Origin of the sequence: Sphingobacterium sp. UBA2480, from assembly GCF_002341965.1 — a bacterium.
In the GTDB taxonomy this organism is placed as follows: domain Bacteria; phylum Bacteroidota; class Bacteroidia; order Sphingobacteriales; family Sphingobacteriaceae; genus Sphingobacterium; species Sphingobacterium multivorum.
Genome location: NZ_DDPA01000007.1, coordinates 257362 through 279922, shown reverse-complemented (window position 1 = coordinate 279922; position 22561 = coordinate 257362). Strand labels below are relative to the sequence as shown.

The following is a 22561-nucleotide window of genomic DNA, read 5'->3' as shown; positions in this document are numbered from 1 at the left end:
TGTCATTTTAAAAAAGTTTTGCACTGATACCAATTTGACCACGGACAGAATACCATTCAGCCTGCTCAGCACGATCGTATACACCATGGTAATAGCGTACCGGGGCACCAGTAATATTGTTTAACTCGGCAAATAGCCTAAACTTGGCGTTAATAGCGTAAGAAGAAGAAAAGTCAACTGAAAAATTACTCGAATACCATCGGTAATGTTCAGGTCCGGCGATTTGACGAATAGCATCAAGATATTTCCCTTTATAATTTCCGGCAATACGAGCCATAAATTTGCTATTTTCATAGATTAGAGAAACGTTGAAAAGATGTTTGGCCTGTTTAGGAATCGTACTCTTATCTTCCATTAATTTTCCATTGTCGAAGCGCGGAACTGTAGCTTTTGAATCTGTAAACGTATAATTCGCATCGATTCCAAATCCTTTCCATATTCCGGGCAATTCGGTAAACCTCTTTGATATGCCGGCTTCGAAGCCTGCGAGCCACGCATTTTTGAGGTTATCCGGTTCATTGACATTGAACATGATACCATTGATATTTTGCGTAGACTGATTGGAATAAATCAGGTTAGAAAGCTTTTTATAAAAAGCGCCTGCTGAAACCATGCCTATTCCACCGAAATAATGTTCGACCATTAGATCAAAGTTGCTGGCAAAAGTGGGTTTCAAATTAGGATTTCCGCGTGTGATCACACGATTGATATCATCCTGGACCGTACCTGGATTGAGATTTCCAAAATCAGGGCGCGCAAAACTTCGTGTGAATGCAAGTCTAATAATATCGTTTTTTGTTGCATTGATCTTTACATGTACCATAGGCAGAAAGGCATTGTAGCTATTGTCCTGATTGATAGCTTCAACATGCGTAGATTTATCGGCAAGCGTTGATACTTTGTTACCCGAAAAAGTGACTTTGTTATATTCGTTTCGTAAACCAGCAATAAGGGTAAACTGCTCAGTCAGTTTGTACTCCGCGGAGCCATAAATAGCGTAGACATTTTCCCTTCCGCTGTAATAGTTGGCCGCTCCGGAGGCATTTGTAGCGGAATCGACTCGGAAGGGGTACAACTTGTTATCTGCAATTCCTGCTGGTGAAGCAAGCTGCTTTACGGATTCCATGGAAATCTGGTCAATGAGTACATTGTTATAAGGTGATCCTATTTCCGTCAAAAAACCGCCACGATACGGATAGGATTCAGTCCCTAAACGAGCTAAGCTCGGAGCAGGTCCCGAGACACCGGCCACATAAATACTATACGGATTCTCTACCTTCTTGTCTTTGTGAATAAATTTGCCACCAAATTTAACGGTCAATGAATTGCTCGGTGTATATTTTAAATTGACGCCAGCACGTTTGTTGCTCTCCTCGTTTTTACTTCTAATATTGACGACTTGTGTCAACTTCATAGCCTCTGCACTAATTGGAGAGGAAGGTGAAAGATATGGCAGAATTCGATCAATATTGTCCCCTACTCCGTCGGGTGAATCCATCGCCAAGTATTTCTTTCCATCTGTAGCCATGCCTTCGTAGGACACCTTCTGGGAGAAAGTAGCCATCGGGTAGTAGTCGGGATCCTTAAATTTAAATGAAGATTGATCGACACTAAGTGCCCAGTCCAAGCCTAATTTTTCTGAAAAAACAGACTGCCCGCTCAGCTCTCCGGAATACAGATTGGTATGATAATCTGCCGTCCTTGTTGTAATCGTTGCTGTCTTAGTATTAAAATAGAAATAGTTTTCCCGCACACGCTGAGCATCTAGATATTCACTATATAGGCCCTTGACCATAATTTTGTGTTTCTCGTTGAAGGCATATTCCAGCCCTCCATTAAGCCCAACAGTACGCCTATGGGCAATATAATCGCGCAGTTGAAGATCTGTAATGGAAAAAGCTTGGCGTTTATCGCTGTTTCCAAAATCATAGTTTAGATTGTATCGATCTTGGGCAGCTGTTCGGTCCCAGATTACTGCAGAAAGAATGTACCCTAATTTACCTTTGGCAATACGATCTCCAAAAAGGACAGAACCATTGTATGAACCTCGTTGAGATTGCCCATTATATCCACTAGCGGCATTGATGTTGAGTGTATGTTTAAGAGGGGCCGCTTTGGTAATAAAATTGATGGATCCACCAATAGCATCTCCTTCCATATCGGGAGTAATAGCTTTTGACAATTGTACATATTGAATCATTTCCGATGGGAAAATATCCATCTGAATTCTCCTATCAGCATAATCAAGACTAGCTGAAGGAAGTCTATTTCCATTTAACAACGAAGCGCTCCACTGGATTGGTGTACCCCGTACGGAAACATAGCGTCCTTCTCCTTGATCTCGCTCAATGGAGACTCCTTGAATACGTTGTACAGCTTCGGCGGCATTTCGATCGGGCAATTTACCAATGGCATCTGCCGCTAACACTTCCATAATGGCATTTGCCCCTTTCTTGATGTTCAATGCTTTGACTTGAGAGCCCGCAGAAGAACCAACAACAACAACTTCACCGAGACTATTATTGGAAGGCACCAATTTAATATTCCCTAAATGGATCCCTTCTTGGGAAACTACTGTATCAAGTGTGAACACCTGATAGCCCGTGTAGAAAATAGAAAGCCTAATATGTCCCTTTTCTTTTAAAATCAATGTAAATCTACCATCTAAATTGGTTTGTGCCGCCAGCTTTCCAACTTGTACTGTTGCTCCGGGCAATACTTCATCAATAGTTGAAGTAACAGTTCCCGTAATTTGTTGTGCCTGTATAAAAAAAGGCATCAACACAATCAAAAAGAGTAACATCCTTTTCATATCATGTAATCAATTTTTGTTATTTGATACGAAATTGATGTTTCATAAACTACAGATCGTCTTCCTCGATAAAGAAGTACCTATCGCTTACGACAAACAACACAACAAACTGTATATATGTTATTTACAAAAATTAATTTTGTATTAAGCTTAGGTTATCGATAAATTAGCACCGGGTTAACGACGTAGAAATACGCCTTTTCCATAGAGAAAATTAAACGTAACTCGGAAATGCTGCAGTAAGCCATTAGGCCTTGAGTAGATTGAAATGCGCTGCGTCCTTGAGATAGGCCGATGGGGTGCAACCCTGGACTCTTTTAAAATATTGATTAAATGAAGATTTGGAATGGAAGCCGGCCTGAAATGCTAACGAGAGAATATGAATACTTTCGCCTTTCTTTCTGCACTTATCCATCAGCATCACCACCTCCTTAATCCTATATTCATTGATATACTGATAAAAAGACTTTTCTTTGTATTGATTTAAGGTTTCTGAAAGGTGATGGCGCGATACATCCGCTTTTGCCGCTAGACTTTCCAATGTCAGATCGGGATCCAAAAAAACTTTATGATTGGACATCAAATACTCTACCTTAGCCAAAATACCTGCATAGTCCAAGCTGCTATTCTTTTCATTTTCCTCCACAGGAAAAGAGCGCTGTTTTTTACTTTCGACACCGATCGGTTCTTTCTCATTATTGACAGATAGCTGTTCCTTGGCTTCCTCCAGCTGATAAACATGGACATAGAGGAAAGAGCTTATTTTTACATAAATAATCGAGATACAGATAATCGATAATATCAAATAGATAACGACGCGAAGCCACAAATGGATAAAAGAAAAATAAGGGGTTACATCATACAGCTGAGTCCAGATCGTGATGATAAGAAATGCAAGACCTATTAGTAAGAGTAAAAATGCAGCCAACCTAACCATCCCTTTTTCCAATTTCCAGAACACCGATATCGACTTTATCTGAGCCAAAATCTTTAAAGGGTAAGCAATATATAATATCGTATATGCATAACCTGACGTCGAATTGTATTTTCTTATAAATGGCGGTAGCTCCCCAGCATTCTTAATTACATAAGCAGCAATCCAAAAATAACCGATTGAAGCACCTATAGACGGAAGCATAGCAAGGAGAACATCAATGGGTTTCCCGCGATGTTCGAGATAGCGCACATAACACCATAGTAACCCTGGATAAGCTAAAGCAATAAATGTGTTAAACTGTTGGTGGATTTTTGAATGGGGCCAAAAAACATTAAGAGCAAAACTGATTGCCAAATGCAAAAATATGGAGGCTAATAAATAAGAAAGAATATTATCATGCTGTCCATTATTTTTTCTATTCTTTAATAAAACACCCAATGCCAATAATGCCTGGGTTGCCCCTACAATAATAATATAATTCACGTCCTTAATCTGACTAAGCTGTTTCGCGAAGTTAAGAATCAGGTATTATCAAATTGTTAAATATGCTATCCGCTACCTATTCAATATTTGACATAACAAAGTATTAAGTAAGTTTATTACTATCGCGCAAATATTTTCTTAGCCAGATGATGACTGTCCTCCTATCCTGTACATTATATTTTTCCATGGCTTCTTCAAGCCACAACTCGCCATTAACAATTGCATTGATGACGTCCGTCTTCACTTCTTTTGTAAATCGAGGTCTAGCTTTATTATTTTCATTCATTAAACTGGTTTTTATAACTGGCTATTCATTACGCTCATATCGCGTACACAATCGGGCTTTTTTAATTAAAGATAGGGGAACATAATAACAGGTCACTATGATTGTAAAAAGCAACCTGTTAAACAGGTTGCTTTTATCGCTATTTAAACGAAAATCCAAAATTCTAATTAAATAGCTCATTAATCATCATAAGAACGCGATGTTAATTCCTTACACAACGCACATTTTTCATCTGTGTCTCAATCAAATCTATACCAATGACAGATATGTTGAGTAGATTTGCTGTCAGATCTGCACTATTATTCCCGAAGATTCCTTTTTCACCGTGGTAATACCAGGCACCCAACCCAAGTAGTCCTCCAATTTTAATACCCGAGGAACCGGTCCAGATTTCTGCGCGTGTTCCAAAATTGCCCAGATTGATCTGTACAAGACCATTCACCACAGCGAAAGAGGTACTACCTCCATTGAAGTTAAAGTGAAGTTTGTTATTTGGATATGGTGCAGCTGTTCCACTTGCGTTATATTCAAAATAACCTCTACCGCTACTTGTCCCGTATGTAGGACTCTGACCACCGATTCCCAAAAAGCCGGTCAGCTTCCGAAAATCGCTTTCACTGGCTTGGCGCCACACACCTTTTGGGTAAACTTCGTTACAAGGATCACTATTGACCCCGAATCGATCTGGCACTAGCCCTTTGAATGAAAAGTAGGTATTTCTGGCATTTGAATGCGCATAGGTATGGTGAAAACGATAGGGATTATGTCCTGCCTGATAATAAATATTCTGTCTCGCCCATCTTACCCCGTCGACAGTTAAAGGTGATTCTAACAAATTGACCAATAAACGATGGCTGTTTCCTAATACTGGTGTAATATTGAACGCAAAATTCGCTGGAGTCGATGAGAATTGGCGCGTTGAATTATCATCTATTTTCAAAGCCAAGTTTGAAACATTTACTTTTATCCCACCAGACACCGCTGCCGGGTCCGCAGTATACACATAAGCGATTTTTGCATCTTGGTAAGCCGGGTCAATATCCGCAAAACTTGAAAAGGCTATTTCTTGATCGGCAGAAATTAAGTTTGAAAGTGTACCGTTAACAACATCGATTGTGGCAGTTTTTATTCCTGCGATCTCTACCTTAGCGCCCGTCATATTAGCGAACATCCCCATCGAATTTAGTTCTACCCCCAAACGGGCAAATTTATGTTTAAATAGAATGTTGATCGGAACATTCACATTTGCACTCCCCGTGGGTACAGCAACCTCACCCATTGCATACAACACATCTTTTCCCGCTGGAAGCGCAATGGTTGTAGTGCCCGTATTTATGTTAGGGATATCTTCACCATTATTGTAAGATAAAGCTACCCATTTGTAGGTTTGGCCTTGCGTTACATCAATTGCTCCTTGGCTACCTGTTGTAAATTGGGTAGATGATATCAATTGGCTGCCGTCTTGTGAAAACAAGAATAAACGATAAGTAATGCCATTGTCCATCGCGGCGGCACGTGCCCCTTGTGCAGATGCTGCTGCGGCCTTGGTTGTAAACTGGGCCGCCTTAAATGGAATATTATTATCTACTTCAATCAATGCGTCAAATTCTGGAAACTCCAATAGTTTTGGACCATTCAAATTAGTCGAATTTGTACTGGCTTTACCTTTGATAGATGCTGTCTGCTGTGTCTCATCTATGCCCGATACTTTGAGAACCAGCTTCGTACCATCCAGTTTTGTCCCTTCCTCAGTCTGATCAATACGACCGTCTTCCTTAGAACATCCAAAGAATGTAACTGTACTTCCCAACAATAAGGCAATAGATGTAACGCTCCAACTTAAACGCTTTAAACGTGATATTTTCATAAAATTGTTAATTTAAATAAATAGATGTTAGTTTATAAATCACCATTTCCTTCGCCTCCAGAACCATTTCCCCAATCGCCAACACCAGGATTTGGAGTTCCCGTACCGCCCGAACCGGCAGCAATCCCTTGTTCCAGCTCAATTGTTTGCACCTCCATAGTAGGTGCTTCGTAGATTTTCTTTTCTTTTTTCATTTTTTTTTAAAATTTGGTTTAATTAAGTCGATACTTAATTGAGTTAAGCCTAAAAATGACCTAAACAACATTACCAACAACATTTACGCAAACTTATACACGAAATAAGAAAATTATTTAAAAACAAAGATTACATTTTGACCACAAACATGACTACAATTTGACCACACAATACGCAACAACCTAATAGTCAACTAAATAAAAACAGAAGAATACGGTATAATGCGATACAAACGTAGTCCACCTCAGAATATAACAAACTATAAAACAAATAGATAAAAACGTAAAGAAAAATACAAAACATAAAATCAAACAAATTAACCCAAATAAACAACCTATCGGCTTCAGCGGAAAGCAATAAAAAATGTGCCCTAAAAAATAAATCACAGCTTATCATCTCGGTCTAAACTAGACTTTGCAAATAGGCTTCGAGATCCACCTGTTTTTCTAATTTCAGCTTTTGTTTTATTCGATACTTCGTCACACGAACACTTTTGGGTTCAATATGAAATGCAGTCGCAATATCAAGTGTACTGTGCTGCAGGTACATGTATGCGCAATGCTTTAATTCGAGTGCAGTGATCCTGTTTTCAGACAGCATTCTTAGCTTTAGAAAAAAATCAGGGTTGATGGTTTGAAATTCGCGAATAGGTTGTCCCGTTACTTCATCAAATCGCAGTTCATCTTTTATCATCCGTTCAAATACACCAGCATGTTCATTGCCCTCAGTTTCTACGAGTACGACCTTCAAATGATCAAGGAGTTTATTTTTGCGTTCGATCTGCAATGCATCAAAAAGAGCAGCCTTTTGCATCTGTTCATTTTGTGATTGTAGTACTTGTATTTGAGAAAGCAATTTCATCCGATCGTCTTTTTGATAGTCAAGCTCAGCATTTAGTCGGTTTTCTAAATCATCATTCCGTATTCTTAGTTTTATACATTCATCTGTCTGAGCTTTATATTTTATTCTGAAGAAGAAACTTAACGTAAGAATCATAAGAAATAGGATGACACTCATGCTTCCCCAAAATATACTATGATATTGTCGATGTTTAAGATCTCTTTCAATTGTGTTCAACACTTCAACAATTTCAGTTCCCTGTCCATTATGACTTAATTGAATATCCTTGGCGCCACTTCCTAACAATCCTTTCGTTCTCCATTGGTAGGTCACATGCAATAACGGCGTAACATACCCTTTACTTAAATATGTCTTTTCCAACGAATAAAAGAGTTTTTTTTTCATCTTTATGGCATATACTGGAATATATCCTGACCTTGTAATATCTCTAGAAATTTTTTGATTAAAAAATAAACCCTTTACCATGATAAGACCTTTAATTATTAGTTTCTTGATTTCAAATAAGATTCATATAACAGCTTTTGATCAATGTAAACGACCGATAAGTGGTGTACAACAACTAATTGAGCATCTGTATCTTGTTACTTTTCGGCAGGAACCTTTCATTGGAAGTTGATTTATGGCTGAAATCTTTCTCAAACAAATAAGCCAAAAATTCAAAACTTAATCAAGGGTTAAAAGGCTTCAATTTGACCACAAAAACACACTAGAATGACAACAAATCGACTACAACATGCTACAAATTCGTAACTCAAAATATAAAACAATCCATTGTAACGTAACACACGCGCTGTAAAAGAACATCATAAATTAAAATATTTTCGACCCTACCTTCAATAAAACTCTCCCATTATCCAAAAATTTCGAAGACAGAAATAATGCCATAACCAATCACCCTTGTAGCTAGACAGCTACAACTATATCCCCTGAAAATTATATTACTGCAACCGACACGAGAAGCATGAACCAGTAACCTTTTTTTTTTTTGCCGCTTTTCTCCGTATAGTACTAACAGCGTGCAGACTATGAAAATATCTGGCTAAAAAGCTACCTACACCAAATAAATAAGGAGCTAAAAGAAGGTGTAATTAATTATCTCAAATTGTCATAAGGAACTTAAACAGTTACTGTTCTCGTGGAACATAGCGCGCAAAAAAGAAATTGTCAAATGGCGAAAGCTCAACAATGATTTAGTATTTTTAAAATAATAAACACTTAAAACAAAGATGGTAATCATCAGATTTAACTATGGACAAAATAACAAAAGAAGATATTGTCGAAGCTGAGAACCAGCTTTTTGCGGCTCAGCTAGCAAGTGATGTAGATGCTCTTGACCTCCTTCTGTACGATAGCCTGGTAGCAATTGCGCCAGATGGCCAAATGCTAACAAAAGAAATGGATCTAAATGCGCATAGGTCAAAGGCAATGATTATTGAACAAGCCACAACAGAAATCAATGCGATCAAGCTCGTGGGAGATACCGCACTTTCAGTCGTTACGATGACGGCCAAAGGTCAGGTTATGGGGGCACCACTCGAAGGAAAATTCCGGTATTTTAGAACCTGGAAACGCATTGACAACTCATTAAAGGTTATTGGGGCAAGTTTTATGCAATTACCCTCATAAATAATTGGTAATAACTAATTAAAAAAAGAATATGTTAGCACATATCTGCATTACAAAAATTATAAAACTTGCTTTTTTTGTAGCTTGTATTTTTTCTTGTTTTCTTATCTCTTGTCGAAATATTGGCCAACCCGTCAATAAACAAAAATCGGGTTCCTATTTTATTGATTCGAAAGGGCAGATCGCTTATTGTCAGAATGGAAATTGGTTTAGCTTGGGTATTTCACAAATGCAGGCTGACGCCAAATCGTTTGAAGTCCTGTCAGAAGATATCGCCAAAGACAAAAATGCGGTCTATTTTCGTGGGATGCCCCAAAAACTTGTGGACAAAAGTTCCTTTTATGTTGACCAGCAGATTCCAAAAGATCGTTTTCACGTTTATTATATCGATCAGGTCCTGGGCTTCCATATTATCGAAGGCGCAGATCCGAAGACATATGAAGCGGTTGCGGGTCATATAAACTGGGCACGCGACAAGGATCATTACTTCTATTCGAATGATCCCATAAAAGTCGACAGGAACACCTTTTCTTTCATCAACGATTACTTTCTAAAGGATAAAGACTCCGTATATATTTCACCTAATATCGGTACTTTTAAGGCAATTTTAGCCAATACTGGAAACGTTGAAGCGATTAACAAATATTACATAAAAATTTATGACACGATTTATTATCCGCCATTTCAACAGGGGTTAGCTATTGTAAAGAGGCCATTTAACACCATTCACAAAATTCGTGTGCTTGATCAGGACCATATCAATATCGACAATAAAACTATCCTATTCAGAGGAAAAGATTTTAAATATGCGCATGTTGATGCCCCCTCTTTTAAATTATATCCTATTGATGAAGAAATTGACTCTTACGGAAGCAACTCCTATTCAAAAGACAAAAGTCACGTGTTCTATAATCAGGAAATAATCCCAGGTGCCGATGTAAAAACATTTATACCCTTGGGCAATGATTTTGGAAAAGACACAAAAAATGTGTTTTATAAAAACCAGTTGCTTGAAGAAGTAGATGCAAGAAGCTTTAAGAAGGAAGGCGATTTTTATAAGGACAAACTTGGCAATAAGTTTAGTAGCCTTACAGGAAATAAGGTATAAAATCCATCATGGAAGCAATTAGTCAGACTTTAAGCGCTATACATCAAACAACATTCTCTTCCTTCCTTGGGTTCGCCACAATCCGACCAATATAACAATTTCTTTTTCCATTACTTACAAATTTGTTAGTAACACACAAATAGCTGCTTGACACCCAGAAGCAAGTATTTGCCTTTACATTTGCTCGTATAATTAATCATACACAACAGTTTTTATTTATGAAAAAATACGCATATATAGGCGCTTTGGGTTTTCTCGCAGTAATCACAACAGAGTTTGGCATTATTGGCATCTTACCGCAACTAGCCGATCATTATCATATCAGTATCGATAAAGCAGGTTATTTATTGAGTGCTTTTGCTTTGATCATTGCGATAACTGGGCCATTTATGACATTACTCGCTTCGGGATTCGACCGCAAGAAAGTCATGTTAACTGCCATCGCTATTTTCTTAGTCACAGCGATTGTCTCTTCATTATCCCCTCCTTTTTGGTTACTGCTTATTGTAAGAATTCTTCCGGCCTTTCTCCAACCTGTCTATATTGCAACAGCATTGTCTGTCGCCATTTTAAAAGGGGGGAAACAAAATGAAAATGAGCTTATGAGTATTGTTTTCAGTGGTGTTGCGATAGCCATGGTAACAACCGTCCCCTTCGCCACCTACATTGCCAGTCTCTCTTCCTGGACATATTCTTTCACAATACAGGCAGTTGTCAGTATAATCGCGCTATTGGCGATCTATCTTGCCATTCCTCCGTTGCCCGTGAAAGAAAAAAAAACCTATGGAAGTCAAATGAAAATATTAACCAAGCCCATCTTTTTGGTCAGCACCGCCATGAATTTCTTTATGGTATCAGCTTGGTTTTCTACCTATAGTTACTTCGCCGAGTATTTAAACAAAGCAAAGAATATGGACAGTACCATGGTTAGTTATATGTTATTTGTATTTGGTATTATCGGAGTCATTGCTAACTGGGTTGCAGGGAAAATGCTCAACCGAAATATTACGTTTACCACGGCCTTTTTCTTATCGGGTACACTTATTATCCCCTTACTACTGTATTTTTCCGATGGCAATCTATTCGCCACGGTCTGTACGATTGCCTTGTGGGGATTTCTTTATTCTCCTAGCTTCTTAAACGCATCTACCTATATGATTTCCTCTGCACCCGAGGCGCTAGAATTTGCCAATAGTCTAGCGACTTCATTTGGCAATCTTGGGGTAACCTTGGGAACTACCGTAGGTGGCTGGATTATCGTTTCGAAAGGTGTAGAATTTTCGCCATGGCTTACGATGGGCTTTGGTTTTCTTGCTTTTTTGATGATCGCCCTACGACAGTTTCTAGAAAAACGTAGCGCAATAAAGCAAATAACGGTCGCGCAGTGTACATCGCAATAATATATTTTGCCCGTATCGTAAATAGCGAATGCACGGTCAATTTAGATCTAGTTAGCGTGAATAATCATTCCAGCGCGAACTAGATCTAACGCTTTCTCCTTAAAGACCATCGATAAGATACCAGCTCAGAATAATACCTATGACAAAAATTAACACAGCCACAATCGTGATGCTATTTGAAGTTTGAGTAAAGTTTTCCGCTTCAATTTGTTTGTTCGTTTTACGATATTTAAAGAAAGCGACAATAACTGTCAATGCACCTATGACTACAATGGAAACGCCAACAGCGCCAGAATGTTCATGCTGTGTGCCTGCAACTACATCTTTTTTTAAAATGAGCTCAATCTGACGAATAAATAATGAAAATTTAACAACTACAAAACCGAATCCCATAATCCCTAGGCTCGTCCGGATCCAAGCAAGGAAAGTTCGTTCATTAGCAAGATGGTCATTTACCTTTTGTGGGGTATTTTTAGTCATTCGAAATAAATTTTGATCAACAAATACGCTAAAAGAATTATAAAATTTATACCTAGCCTTAAGCAACCTGTTATGGCTGTGACTATGCTTTAGCACATATCGTTCACAGGTTAGTCAATTTTTTAAGGTTCAGCAATCATTTTGTTTGTTTTTCAATAAAACGCGCAGAACGTTGAAAAGTTTGATTAATATTTTAATGATATTTTTTATAGCTTTGTTTAGGATGAAAAAGCTGCTGGCTATATGCTTCTTGACGATTTACATCGCGTCGGCAACCGAAATTTCACAATTATTGAGATTTCCGTTGTTGATTGAGCATTATTTTGAGCACAAAGTAAAAAATCCAAGCCTCTCTGTCGTCGATTTTCTGAACGTACACTACAGTGGGTACCACCTAGAGAATCACCCACATGACGATGACTATGAGAAAGATCAAAAACTTCCTTTTATGATGCATACAACCTCATACAACGCTGTTTTTGTGTGCCCCCAAATTGCTGCTATCAAAATTAAAAATAGATCCTTACCCGAAAAAAATAACAATACCGCTGTTTGGAATGATCAGTTTATAGAGGATACATTCATAACTTCCATTTGGCAGCCGCCCAAATTCTGTTAATACATCATACTTCTTATTATTTCGGTTGAAGACTTCCACCCGACCATAACTTTCACGTCAGTAAAAGTTTAAGTTTTGTCATGTCACAATTGCATCCTTTTTTATCGCTGCGATTCTATGCTTGGCTGAAGTCTTCCGCTATTATTTTACGATTTAACAGAATCTATTTATTATGCTTACGAAAATCATTGAGTTCTCTGTAAAGAACAAACTCATTGTAGCACTACTGATGTTGGCATTAATCGGGATAGGCACATATCAGGTGACCAAACTTCCTATTGATGCTGTACCTGATATTACCAACAATCAGGTGCAGGTCATCACTATTGCCCCTTCTTTTGGTGCAACGGATATTGAACGATTAATCACCTTTCCAATCGAACAGGTCAACAGTAATATTTCTGGATTACAGGAAATCCGGAGTTTTTCGCGATTTGGGCTATCCCTTGTAACCATTGTCTTCGATGACAACATTGATGTCTATTGGGCCCGGCAACAAGTCGCTGAACGTCTGCAACAGGTACAGCAAGAAATTCCTCCAGGCATAGGTTCTCCCCAGCTGGGCCCTATTTCTACAGGTCTTGGAGAAATTTATCAATATGTCGTTCGACCCCAGCCGGGATACGAGCACAAGTATAATGTAACCGAACTGCGTACTATCCAAGATTGGATTGTCAGAAGGCAGCTGCTAGGCGTCAAAGGCGTAGCTGAAGTCAGTAGTTTCGGAGGAAAGCTGAAACAATATGAGATCGCTGTCAGCCCTGACAGACTCAATGCCTATGGGATTACAATCAACGATGTCTTTGACGCACTAAATGCCAATAACCAAAACACCGGCGGCGCATACATTGAGAAAGGACCAACAGTCCTTTATATCCGAAGCGAAGGACTGGTCGGCAACATTGACGACATCCAAAATATTGCGATTGCGGGTAAGCAAAACGACCTACCGATTTTCATTCGGGACATTGCTCAAGTACAACCTGGCCATGCAACCCGCTATGGCGCAATGACCTACAACGACAATGGTGAAGTTGCTGGAGCCGTCGTGATGATGCTGAAAGGCGCCAATAGCAGCCAAGTCATTGCAGATGTAAAGGCCAAAGTAGAGGAAATCCGAAAAACATTGCCTAAAGGTGTCCTTATTGAACCTTTTCTTGATCGTACCAAAATGGTCAATAATGCCATCAGTACGGTACAGACAAATCTCTTGGAAGGAGCATTAATTGTCGTCTTTGTACTAGTGCTCTTCCTAGGCAATATACGGGCTGGATTGCTCGTGGCCTCCGTCATTCCTTTAGCCATGCTATTTGCAATCTGCATGATGAACCTCTTTGGAGTGAGTGGTAACCTGATGAGTCTCGGTGCACTCGATTTCGGATTAATCATTGATGGGGCTGTCATTATTGTCGAGTCTGTGATGCATCAGCTTATGCAGCAGCAACGATTCAAAGAATTGCTCAAGGTGCCCGCTTCTGAAATGGACGATATGGTGACAGTATCTGCCGGTCGTATGATGAACAGTGCTGTTTTTGGACAGATCATTATCCTGATCGTTTACCTCCCCATCTTAACATTGGAAGGAATCGAAGGTAAAATGTTCAAACCCATGGCAGAAACAGTCGCGTTTGCTTTATTAGGCGCGTTCCTGTTATCGCTCACCTATATACCGATGATGAGTTCAATATTACTCCGTGCGAGAAATAGCAAACCTTCGCTTTCGGATCGGCTGATGAAAAGACTTGAAAAATTTTATGTCCATGTATTACTCAAAGTACTCCGACTTCCAAAGACTATTCTTGCATTGGTTATCTCGCTTTTTATACTTGCCGTAGTTACACTAAGTCACCTCGGCGGGGAATTTATTCCTTCACTAGAGGAAGGAGATTTTGCGGTCGACACGCGGGTTCTTCCGGGCAGTAACCTGACTACGACTATTGAAAGCACTCAAAAGGCTGCCCATATTCTGAAGAGCAGATTTCCTGAGGTCGAAAAAGTAGTCACCAAAATTGGCAGCGGCGAGGTGCCAACCGATCCTATGCCAATGGAAGCATCAGACATGATGGTTATCCTAAAAGACAAAAAAGAATGGACTTCGGCCCATACATTTCCAGAACTTGCTTCAAAAATGAGTATGGCCTTGACGGATGTACCCGGTATTACGGCCGGCTTTCAGTACCCCGTCCAAATGCGGTTCAACGAACTGATGACGGGGGCGCGGCAGGATGTTGTCCTCAAAATATTTGGAGACAACCTCGATTCTCTGGCCTTACATGCTCAGCAAATAGGTAAAATCATTGAAACGGTCCAAGGAGCCCAAAATCTTTACGTCGAACCTATTGGCGGACTTCCACAAGTCGTCATAACCTATAACCGTCCAATGATCGCCCAGCATCGACTCTCCATTGCTGACGTAAATAGAACCATAAATGCTGCTTTTGCTGGACAGAGTACAGGTCTGGTATTCGAAGGAGAGAAACGCTTTGACATGGTCGTCCGCCTAGCCGCCAAGGACCGAAAGAATATTACCGATATCCGTAACCTCTTAATCCCCACGCCTACGGGCAACCAAATTCCACTTTCCCAATTGGCACGTGTGGCCATTGAGCAAGGGCCAAATCAGATCCAACGTGAAAACGCACAACGCCGGATTGTCGTCGGATTTAATATCAAAGACCGCGACGTACAAAGTATCGTCCATGAACTACAAGCTAAAATTGATAAGGAAATCAAACTTCCAACAGGATACTCCATCAAATATGGCGGTTCTTTTGAAAATCTCAATAATGCCAAACAACGCCTCCTGATTGCTGTCCCTATTGCTTTAGCCTTAATCTTTATACTTCTATTCCTTGCGTTTAAATCTGTTAAAGAAAGTTTATTGATCTATAGTGCTATCCCATTATCGATTATAGGTGGGGTTTTCCTGTTGGCACTAAGGGGAATGCCTTTTAGTATCAGTGCCGGGGTTGGATTTATAGCCTTATTTGGCGTGGCTGTCCTCAATGGTATCGTATTGATCTCCGAATTTAACAGGCTTCAAAAAAGTGGCATCCGCAATATTGTACGCATTGTTGTCGATGGCGGAGAAAATCGTTTGCGCCCCGTTTTGATGACCGCATCGGTTGCCTCACTGGGCTTTATCCCCATGGCACTGAGCAATGGCGCTGGAGCTGAGGTACAACGCCCATTGGCAACTGTTGTCATTGGTGGCCTGCTTATAGCAACGTTATTAACATTATTCGTTCTCCCTTTGCTTTATGTAACTATAGAACGGGGATTTAAACTCAATAAATTAAAAGGACGACATGTTGCACCTCTTTTGATTGCATTTATTTTTTTAACAACAAACAATTCAACAGCACAGACTGTGGTTACTTTGGATCAATCTATTGAACTCGCTCTCCAAAACAACCGTAACATAAAAATTGAAAAACTAAGAGCTGCCTATGCCAAAGCGCTAATAGGGTCATCCACTGCCGATATTCCGCAGATGGATATCAGTTTGGATTATGGCCAGATCAATAGCGCCTATCAGGATACAAAGGTCAGTATCAGTCAACGTTTTGGTTTTCCTGCGGTCTACAAAAGGCAACGGGCCCGCTATACCGAAGAATGGAAAAGAAGTCAACTACAAGTCTCTCTCAAAGAGTTTGAGCTTAAAAAGGCTGTCAGTCTTACCTATTACAACATACTGTATTGGCAACAAAAGGAACAGCTTTTGACTAAAGCACTGTCATTGTATAGCAGCTTTCTCGACAAAACCATTCTACGTCAAAAAGCAGGTGAAAGTGATGCCCTTGAAAGTGTAACCGCGAAGAATCAAAAAGCAGCTATCACGATCCAATTGAGACAGGTACGTGATGAGATAAAGGGACTTCAATTGCAATTCCAGTGGCTGCTAAATACGGAAGAGACCTACACCCTAAGTTCTATGGAAAAGATCGAATTCCCTCGGTTATCGCTAACCGATCATCCTTTGCTCAAGGTATTGGAACAAGAAAAAATAGTCTCGGAACAAGCAACAAGGGTTGAAAAATCTAAATTGCTCCCCGAGTTGCTATTAGGCTATAATCTAAATAGTTTTAAAGGTACCGGTCCAGATAACAGGACCTACGACGCAAGTCCGCGATTCCATTCTGTACAGTTAGGTGTTGCCGTACCGGTATTTTCCAAAGGACAGAGAGCTCGGATCGAGACTGCACGTCTAGCGGAAACCATCGCCAGCGACGAATTGCAAAATGCACAATTTGAGCTTAAAAAAAGAGTACAAGAGCTTTCTCAACGCTATCAGACTAGTCTCGATATTGTTGATCAATATGAAACCGAAGGACTCAAGAATGCTGAAATCGTCTTTGAAACCGTACAGAAAAAATTCTCAAACGGCGCCATAGATTATCTCGAATTTGTCACTTTGGTCAACCAAGCAATCCTACTGAAAAGTAATTATACGGATGCGTTGTGGCAGCTCAATGAAAATGCCATTCTGCTTCATTACACTATGATAAATCGATAAAAATGAAAACGAAAAATCTTTTATCCCACTATATGGTTTATGTGTTGGCTATCGTCTGTATTTCCTGCCATCGAAATACGGAAAATGCAGCCTCCAAGCCACCAGGCCCCAAAGACGAAAACCTGGTTTCGCTAACAGATGCCCAGTTGCGAAATGTGCATTTAGAAATAGTAACGCTTGCGGATGAACCGATAACCAACATCTTAAAAGTCAATGGAAAAATAGATGTCCCGCCTCAAAACTTCGTGTCGGTAAGTATTCCTTTAGGAGGATACTTAAAAAGTACCAAGCTGCTTCCTGGTATGAAGGTTTCAAAAGGAGATGTTATAGCAGTTGTGGAAAATCCACAGTTTGTGCAGCTTCAGCAAGATTATCTCTCGGCCCAATCAAAGTTACATTTTGCCCAGCTTGACTTCAGACGTCAAAAGGAACTCAACCAGAATCAGGCGAGTAGCGATAAAGTAATGCAGCAAGCTCAGGCCGAAATGAACAGTCAACAGATTATAATGAATGCCATTGCAAAACAGCTAGAGCTTATACATATTCAGCCCAGTACAGTTTCTGCTGGAAATATTCGAAAAAGTGCTCCAGTATACAGCACTATAGATGGGTATGTGAGCAAGGTTAATGTCAACATCGGGAAATATGTGAATCCTTCAGATATCCTCTTCGAATTGATCAATCCAACGGATATCCATCTGAACCTCAAAGTCTATGAAAAGGATCTTGAACAGCTTCGCCCTGGACAGCTTCTATTGGCGTACTCCAATGCTAACCCAAGTAAAAAGTACAATGGAAAAATCCATTTGATCGGCAAAGATGTCGATCCCTCCGGCATGACAGATGTGCATTGTCATTTGGACAAATATGATCAGAATATGATACCTGGTGTATACATGAATGCTGAAATACAAACAACGGCTACATTGGGGCACGCTCTGCCTGAAGAAAGTATCGTAGACTTTGAAGGAAAAAATTATGTATTCATATCGGAAGGAAACAGCAATTATCGCCTGGCGGAAATAGCAGTTGAGGAGCCTCAAAAAGGACTAGTGAAGGTATTGAATTACCGCGATTTTGAAGGGAAGAAAATCGTTAGCAAAAATGCCTACACGCTCCTAATGCAACTAAAGAACACATCAGAAGAATAAAACATACGTCATTGGAGAAAGACCTTTCCTGCATTTAGGAAAGGTCATAACCTTCCCCTCTGCTCCTACTCTATTTTTTATACTGGATCTTAAAGCAAAGGATCGAGAGATTCTTCTATAGTACGTTCTAGGTCCACCCCAGATCCTCCGGTTTCTATGATAAGACCATTTCGATCAATGATATAAACCTTTGGTAATCCCTGCACCCGATAGTTAATTGCTGTTTTGCTATTCAGCGCTTGCTGATCGCCCACATTGGTCCAGGATATGCCGTCTTCGACCGCTGCCTTCTTCCAAATCTCCCTATTTGTGTCTAAGTTAAAAGATAGGATCTCTAGACCTCGTTTTTTATATTTAGCATACAACATCGGTAGCTTCTTATTACTTTTTCTACAAGGCACACACCAAGCAGCCCAAAAATCGAGAACAACAATCTTTCCCCGAAAATCAGTCAAATTCACATCATTATTATTAAGGTCTTTGACAATAAAAGCTGGAGCCAGATCCCCTCTTCTAAGTTCCTTTGCTTGGAGAAATTCCTTTAAGAACCGTCCTGTTCTACTTTTTTTCATATTCTGAGGGAACCTATCAAAAGCCAACTGCAAGGAATCTCTTGTCAATGATGTCCTTAAGAAATAGAGTTCCTGCATAAGTGGATAAGACGGTGTTTTATCAAAAATATTGTGGACTCTCAACTGTCTGATGGACCGATAATAATGGTCCGATGCTATTTTCAACTCCACCAGTTGGACCGAATCGGTTTCAATTTCAATTTTTCGGTCAAGCTCAGCTGCTCCTTTCCACATGGGATCCAGTTGCCTATTGATTGGGATGGCATCAGCCTGTGATCTGGAATTCAGCACCGCTATATCCGAAAAATGTAAACTATCGCCTAATATCTTCATGCGAGCCGGTTCAATCCAGATGACTGCCCTCAAATTGGGCTTTGCCGTTAGTACATATAATGAAGGCTCCTCTAGAGTTCCTTTTATGGCACATTTTCCATCCTTAAGTATGACGTCATAGGACCGACCACCTTCCTGGAAGCTATTCAATTGAAGCTTTGCGCCATTGGAAAGTCCCGAGATATCAAATTGTATTTCGAAAGGCTTTCCTTTTTCTTGCTGAGCCAAGCAAGCTAGCGGTAAGAAAAATAAAAAAGGAAATATCTTTTTTAGTATCATCATATGCATAATTGGTTTACCTATCAAAAACTAATATCCTTCCTCTCCGCCCCACTTAAACGGGTATTTCTAACAAAACCTGCCCCTTTAAAACGATATTGCAGACCAACTATTTCAGTTGGTGCATTTTTAATCATCGTAGTGTATGTAGGTTTATCATTGATCCAAAATTTAACCTGCTGATTTTTACAAACTATTTTAAGCTTGGTCCACTTGGAAAGATCGCAGCCAAATCCACTGAGGTCATCTTGTTTGCTATCCGTATAAAAGCCACCAGCTGTAAGAGCTATGTCACCGATACAGGCTGTATTTACTAAAGGTACAATGATGATATCGTTTTTAGCCTGTAAGAGTACTTCCACACGCTGGCAATTATTACCATTATTGCTCGCTCCTGTTTTGATGTCTGTTTCAAAACTAAAGTTGTCGGTCATAACTCCTGTCATATCCTTTTGATTGTAAAGTCTTACCAGTGGAGCATCAGGAAGGAGGTCGACATTATAGCTATTCAACAATTCCTGAGTAATGGCAGTTTCATGGGGTAACACGATTTCAGTTTTTTTGAAATACAAAGGCTCCTTTCCCGAGGCTGCTTCTACTAATCCTAGCCAGCCATTGGTTTTAATCTGTATATCATGTTCTCGAACAATTTTATTCCCAATAATCAGTTTAGCTCTAAAGTAACCTGGATAATAATAAATCGCAGAATGGTGTTTGCCCTTTCTATCCACCTGTATCTTACGGCTGGTGTCCCAACTTTGTGCAATAAATACCGAATCGTTTTCATTTGCAGCAGAAGCATCGTAATTAAAAACGACCGAATTTGGCAAGCCTTCTGTTAGCATTGTCTTGGACGAGAAGTGGAAGGCACTATTATTAATAGGCTTCTTATTTGGAATAAACCTATTACCGAAAAGTCCGACCAAGACAAGGACGAAAACAGATGAAATAGCGATAATAAATATAGGACCGTGCTGTTTTCTTTTCTTCACCTTTGGTTCAAAAGCGGATTTATGCAATACCTGCTCCTGCGGTATATATTTCTGTGCATAAGCATTCCGAAAAGCCCGCCAGTCCTCATGATCAACGTAGCGCGCCAATGTATTTAATGTCGTGAGGGCTGGTTTGCTCTGGTAATCAATCCTACCAAAAATCCGCTTCAACGTAGAAACACTAAGTATTACTCCCGTTTTCTCCTGTATCTTTTCCGAAAGTTTTTCAAAATCAGCTGTACTCCAATGAGCGGTTTCACCCCATTCAAGTTGATTTTCAATGGAATTCTTAAGATGCAGAAACAATTCGGGATCACTCAACTTAACCATAATTTATTATATATCAACATTTTAAAAACAAACAATCTGCTTGAACAAACTTGAATAAACTTGCCGCAAGGTTGAGCGAGTTGAAATAAGGTCTATCCGTTAAATTTATCAAAAATTTAATTAACATGAAAAAGATATTTTTGACACTAGCCTTCATATGGGTCATTCTATTACAAAGTTATACTCAAGAAAAAAATAGCAAAGCATCAATAAGCAAGAGCATTCCATTAAACGCAGAACAATGGTCCTTCCAGCACGGAAAAGTTGATTTTCTAAACTTTAAAGGTCGTAAAGCAATGAAAATCGCTCCAGCATCTGGTCCGGTCGTGATTAAAGACTTAATTTTTAAAGACGGAACCATCGAGTATGATGTGATACCTTCAAAAACAGAGTTCGCCAGCGCCATTTATTTTCATCGAAAAAATGAAAAAGAACAGGAGATTGTCTATCTCCGAGTTCCTAAAATGGCTCATCCATTCGCTAATGAAGGCATTCAGTACTGTCCCATCTTAGACGGTGTCAACATGTGGGACATCTATCCCCAATATCAGGCACCTGCGGCTGCTAAAACAGAAGAATGGAATCATATTAGACTCGTCATATCAGGTGTGCAAATGCAGGTTTTTGTCAATAACAGCTTGAGATTGACCGTACCAAAACTAGAGGGACGAGAAAATACTGGAAGCATTGCCTTCGACGGCGATGCATACATCAGTAATATCGAGATTAAACCTAATGAAATTGAGAACCTACCGCAAGCCGAAGGTGTGGACCTGACCCGACATGAGGCCAATTATATCCGAAGTTGGTCGATAACCCAACCCACGACTTTGGAAGAAGGGCGAGAACCAACTACTTTTCGTGACCTGCCGAAAGACGAAGCCTTCACGGAAAAAATAGCAACCGAGCGGTATGGATTGGTAAACCTTACAAGACGCTTCGGTAGTGCCGAAAAGCGTCGGATAATATGGCTAAAAACTATTATTACAGCACAAGAACCTACATTAGCTAATCTCCAGCTCGGATTCTCAGATGAAATATGGCTTTACCTAAATGATCAGATTACCTACACAGACAAAAATATCTTTAGGCAGAATATGAAAAGGTATCCCGACGGAAGGATATCGGTACAGAACGGGAATACCCGCTTAAAACTTAAAAAAGGTGAAAACCAATTGCTCATTGGGGTATCCAATGATTTTTATGGCTGGGGATTGATGGCACGTTTAGAAAATATGGAAAATATTACCGCCATAGAACCTTATGAGGTAAAAAAACGGGCTATCGAACACATCGAGCGCTATTTGGGCACCTATGCTGCCGAGATATCGCCCGCATTTAAGCTCACCTTTGTACAGAAAGACAGTATGCTTATTTTAGAGGCCCCCAGTCAAGAAAATGTAGCGCTCGATTATCTTGGAAATGATCTCTTCAAAATGGGGCTTGGAATAGAACTTCAATTTACGCCTGACCTGAAACAAGTCGTAAGAAAAGAGAATGGGTTTGAGATGAAATTCATTAAAGAACAATAGTATAAAAAGTGTTAGAATATGGCCCTTAAAACTTTAAAAATAACAGGGACCTTATAGGGACTTCATACGGACCTTATAGGGACCTCATTCGGGTGAATAGCTATAAACTCCCTTTAAATTCCGTATCACTTTATGGTAAAATAAGCATTAATCGTGATGCCTTTGCTTATTAATATTATAAC

General features: G+C 39.7%; 16 protein-coding genes. 7 read left to right on the top strand and 9 right to left on the bottom strand.

Annotated elements, in window-relative coordinates; all coding sequences use genetic code 11:
- Positions 1–7: 7 nt before the first annotated feature.
- The 6 genes from B3600_RS14445 to B3600_RS14420 all read right to left on the bottom strand — a co-directional run bounded on the left by B3600_RS14445 (position 8) and on the right by B3600_RS14420 (position 7825).
- Complete coding sequence (locus B3600_RS14445; protein ID WP_286753399.1) at positions 8–2812, bottom strand: TonB-dependent receptor; 2805 nt, start codon at positions 2810–2812, stop codon at positions 8–10.
- Between the two features lie 247 nt (positions 2813–3059).
- Complete coding sequence (locus B3600_RS14440) at positions 3060–4232, bottom strand: helix-turn-helix domain-containing protein (RefSeq protein ID WP_286753398.1); 1173 nt, start codon at positions 4230–4232, stop codon at positions 3060–3062.
- A gap of 103 nt (positions 4233–4335) precedes the next feature.
- A complete protein-coding gene (locus tag B3600_RS14435; protein WP_046675119.1) occupies positions 4336–4518 on the bottom strand; it encodes a hypothetical protein in 183 nt (60 codons plus the stop codon).
- Between the two features lie 202 nt (positions 4519–4720).
- Positions 4721–6385, bottom strand: coding sequence for a hypothetical protein (locus B3600_RS14430; protein ID WP_286753397.1), 1665 nt, complete (start codon positions 6383–6385; stop codon positions 4721–4723).
- Positions 6386–6417: 32 nt separating this feature from the next.
- Complete coding sequence (locus tag B3600_RS14425) at positions 6418–6543, bottom strand: hypothetical protein (RefSeq protein ID WP_262506884.1); 126 nt, start codon at positions 6541–6543, stop codon at positions 6418–6420.
- Between the two features lie 439 nt (positions 6544–6982).
- Positions 6983–7825 carry a helix-turn-helix transcriptional regulator gene (locus tag B3600_RS14420; RefSeq protein ID WP_286753396.1) on the bottom strand — a complete coding sequence of 281 codons (843 nt, stop codon included), beginning with the start codon at positions 7823–7825 and terminating at the stop codon, positions 6983–6985.
- 864 nt (positions 7826–8689) lie between these two features.
- On the opposite strand from B3600_RS14420, the gene B3600_RS14415 reads away from it, so the two are divergent.
- The 3 genes from B3600_RS14415 (at position 8690) to B3600_RS14405 (ending at position 11575) form a co-directional block, all read left to right on the top strand.
- Entirely contained in the window at positions 8690–9067 is a 378-nt protein-coding gene (locus B3600_RS14415; protein WP_286753395.1) for a nuclear transport factor 2 family protein, read from the top strand.
- 31 nt (positions 9068–9098) lie between these two features.
- The gene (locus B3600_RS14410) at positions 9099–10175 is read left to right on the top strand and encodes a DKNYY domain-containing protein (RefSeq protein WP_286753394.1); all 1077 of its coding nucleotides are present in this window, start codon (positions 9099–9101) and stop codon (positions 10173–10175) included.
- A 218-nt stretch (positions 10176–10393) separates the two neighbouring features.
- Positions 10394–11575: an MFS transporter gene (locus B3600_RS14405; RefSeq protein WP_286753393.1), complete on the top strand. Its 1182-nt coding sequence runs from the start codon at positions 10394–10396 to the stop codon at positions 11573–11575.
- Positions 11576–11674: 99 nt separating this feature from the next.
- On the opposite strand, the gene B3600_RS14400 is transcribed toward B3600_RS14405, so the two are convergent.
- Positions 11675–12055, bottom strand: a complete 381-nt coding sequence (locus B3600_RS14400; RefSeq protein ID WP_286753392.1) for a YidH family protein — start codon at positions 12053–12055, stop codon at positions 11675–11677.
- Positions 12056–12278: 223 nt separating this feature from the next.
- Between B3600_RS14400 and B3600_RS14395 the strand changes: the two genes are divergently transcribed.
- The 3 genes from B3600_RS14395 to B3600_RS14385 all read left to right on the top strand — a co-directional run bounded on the left by B3600_RS14395 (position 12279) and on the right by B3600_RS14385 (position 18341).
- The gene (locus B3600_RS14395) at positions 12279–12674 is read left to right on the top strand and encodes a hypothetical protein (RefSeq protein WP_046675112.1); all 396 of its coding nucleotides are present in this window, start codon (positions 12279–12281) and stop codon (positions 12672–12674) included.
- A 172-nt stretch (positions 12675–12846) separates the two neighbouring features.
- Positions 12847–17190 carry a CusA/CzcA family heavy metal efflux RND transporter gene (locus B3600_RS14390; protein WP_286753391.1) on the top strand — a complete coding sequence of 1448 codons (4344 nt, stop codon included), beginning with the start codon at positions 12847–12849 and terminating at the stop codon, positions 17188–17190.
- A gap of 2 nt (positions 17191–17192) precedes the next feature.
- The gene (locus B3600_RS14385; protein WP_286753389.1) at positions 17193–18341 is read left to right on the top strand and encodes an efflux RND transporter periplasmic adaptor subunit; all 1149 of its coding nucleotides are present in this window, start codon (positions 17193–17195) and stop codon (positions 18339–18341) included.
- A gap of 89 nt (positions 18342–18430) precedes the next feature.
- Here the strand turns inward: B3600_RS14385 and B3600_RS14380 are convergent, their stop codons facing one another.
- Both B3600_RS14380 and B3600_RS14375 read right to left on the bottom strand, forming a co-directional pair.
- A complete protein-coding gene (locus tag B3600_RS14380; RefSeq protein WP_286753388.1) occupies positions 18431–19528 on the bottom strand; it encodes a TlpA disulfide reductase family protein in 1098 nt (365 codons plus the stop codon).
- Positions 19529–19548: 20 nt separating this feature from the next.
- Complete coding sequence (locus B3600_RS14375) at positions 19549–20847, bottom strand: hypothetical protein (protein ID WP_286753387.1); 1299 nt, start codon at positions 20845–20847, stop codon at positions 19549–19551.
- Between the two features lie 125 nt (positions 20848–20972).
- Between B3600_RS14375 and B3600_RS14370 the strand changes: the two genes are divergently transcribed.
- On the top strand, positions 20973–22379 hold the full coding sequence (locus B3600_RS14370; RefSeq protein WP_286753386.1) for a hypothetical protein: 1407 nt from the start codon (positions 20973–20975) through the stop codon (positions 22377–22379).
- Positions 22380–22561 lie beyond the last annotated feature (182 nt).

What these genes read in the sequence shown, in the direction of transcription:
- B3600_RS14445 (WP_286753399.1), bottom strand. Translation starts at nt 2,812, where the DNA reads ATGAAAAGGATGTTACTCTTTTTGATTGTGTTGATGCCTTTTTTTATA.
- B3600_RS14435 (WP_046675119.1), bottom strand. Translation starts at nt 4,518, where the DNA reads ATGAATGAAAATAATAAAGCTAGACCTCGATTTACAAAAGAAGTGAAG.
- B3600_RS14430 (WP_286753397.1), bottom strand. Translation starts at nt 6,385, where the DNA reads ATGAAAATATCACGTTTAAAGCGTTTAAGTTGGAGCGTTACATCTATT.
- B3600_RS14425 (WP_262506884.1), bottom strand. Translation starts at nt 6,543, where the DNA reads ATGGAGGTGCAAACAATTGAGCTGGAACAAGGGATTGCTGCCGGTTCG.
- B3600_RS14420 (WP_286753396.1), bottom strand. Translation starts at nt 7,825, where the DNA reads ATGAAAAAAAAACTCTTTTATTCGTTGGAAAAGACATATTTAAGTAAA.
- B3600_RS14415 (WP_286753395.1), top strand. Translation starts at nt 8,690, where the DNA reads ATGGACAAAATAACAAAAGAAGATATTGTCGAAGCTGAGAACCAGCTT.
- B3600_RS14410 (WP_286753394.1), top strand. Translation starts at nt 9,099, where the DNA reads ATGTTAGCACATATCTGCATTACAAAAATTATAAAACTTGCTTTTTTT.
- B3600_RS14405 (WP_286753393.1), top strand. Translation starts at nt 10,394, where the DNA reads ATGAAAAAATACGCATATATAGGCGCTTTGGGTTTTCTCGCAGTAATC.
- B3600_RS14400 (WP_286753392.1), bottom strand. Translation starts at nt 12,055, where the DNA reads ATGACTAAAAATACCCCACAAAAGGTAAATGACCATCTTGCTAATGAA.
- B3600_RS14395 (WP_046675112.1), top strand. Translation starts at nt 12,279, where the DNA reads ATGAAAAAGCTGCTGGCTATATGCTTCTTGACGATTTACATCGCGTCG.
- B3600_RS14390 (WP_286753391.1), top strand. Translation starts at nt 12,847, where the DNA reads ATGCTTACGAAAATCATTGAGTTCTCTGTAAAGAACAAACTCATTGTA.
- B3600_RS14385 (WP_286753389.1), top strand. Translation starts at nt 17,193, where the DNA reads ATGAAAACGAAAAATCTTTTATCCCACTATATGGTTTATGTGTTGGCT.
- B3600_RS14380 (WP_286753388.1), bottom strand. Translation starts at nt 19,528, where the DNA reads ATGATGATACTAAAAAAGATATTTCCTTTTTTATTTTTCTTACCGCTA.
- B3600_RS14375 (WP_286753387.1), bottom strand. Translation starts at nt 20,847, where the DNA reads ATGGTTAAGTTGAGTGATCCCGAATTGTTTCTGCATCTTAAGAATTCC.
- B3600_RS14370 (WP_286753386.1), top strand. Translation starts at nt 20,973, where the DNA reads ATGAAAAAGATATTTTTGACACTAGCCTTCATATGGGTCATTCTATTA.